Genomic DNA, 1,035 nt, shown 5'->3' on the forward strand with positions numbered 1-1,035 from the left:
GACCAAGACCTCCACCATCACCAGGATGAGCATGGACAGCCCCACCAGCGGGAAAAAGATGCCCGCAGCGATCGCCATCACCAGCAACGTCCGGGGAATGCGCCAGTCGGTCGGTACGCGCGGCACACCCAGAGCGCCTGCCGGTCTGCGCTTCCACCACATCACGGCAGCAGAGACGCACATCATCACCATCGCCGCGCAGGCCAGAAGCAGGGCGATCTGGTTTGCCAGCCCCCATTCCTGTCCCATATGCACGCTGATGCCCCATTCGGCCCAACGTCCCAGCGTTCCCAGATCCTGAAGTCCGGCGTCATAGAGGACCGCACCGCTGTATTGGTCGAGGTGGATCACCCGCTCGTAGGTGATGTCGTCCGGATAGACCGACGCGGTAAACACTCCGGTGTCGCCCCCAGGCATGGTCAGGGAATAGCCCGGCACGATCCCGAGGCGCTCGACCTCGGCTGTGACCTGGTCGAGTAAAGCGGGGACGCCGCCGCTGTTAGCACCGGTCGCCATGCCACCAGCTGCATGGCCGGCATGGGCACCGCCATCAGGAGAGGTCGGGATCGGCTGGCGCTCCATGATCCAGGGCGCGCGGTCGACCACATCCTGCGTCGGCACGGTCGAGAGCGGTACATCGGACCAGTAGCCATCCGGCATCCCGAGCCCCAAGCTGTAGGCGGTGTCGTAGAACTTTTTGCCCCAGACATCGGACCAGGGCAGCCCGGTCATCGCGAGAAAGACGATGAAGACTCCGGTGTAGATGCCTGTCACTGCATGCAGGTCGCGCCACCAAGGGCGCCCCTTCGTGGCTTTGATCCGCAGGGTCCCGACCGATGTCCGCCCCCGCGGCAGCCAGAGGTAGATGCCGGAGGCGACCAGCAGGATCATCCAGCCTGCTGCAGCCTCGATCAGGCGATTGCCGACCCAGCCGACATATTCCAGCGAATGCAGCTTGCGCACGACATACATCGCAGGGCTACCGGCGGCACCACCGTCCCAGAGCGTCCCCAGCACCTCTGCGTCGTGGGGATT

General features: G+C 64.7%; 1 protein-coding gene. It reads right to left on the reverse strand.

The window, feature by feature from the left end:
• On the reverse strand, positions 1-1,035 hold a 1,035-nt coding region (locus tag CKO11_RS17085; RefSeq protein ID WP_223641501.1), incomplete at both ends, for a PepSY-associated TM helix domain-containing protein.

This window comes from Rhodobacter sp. TJ_12 (assembly GCF_020023995.1).
Taxonomy (GTDB): Bacteria; Pseudomonadota; Alphaproteobacteria; order Rhodobacterales; family Rhodobacteraceae; genus Rhodobacter.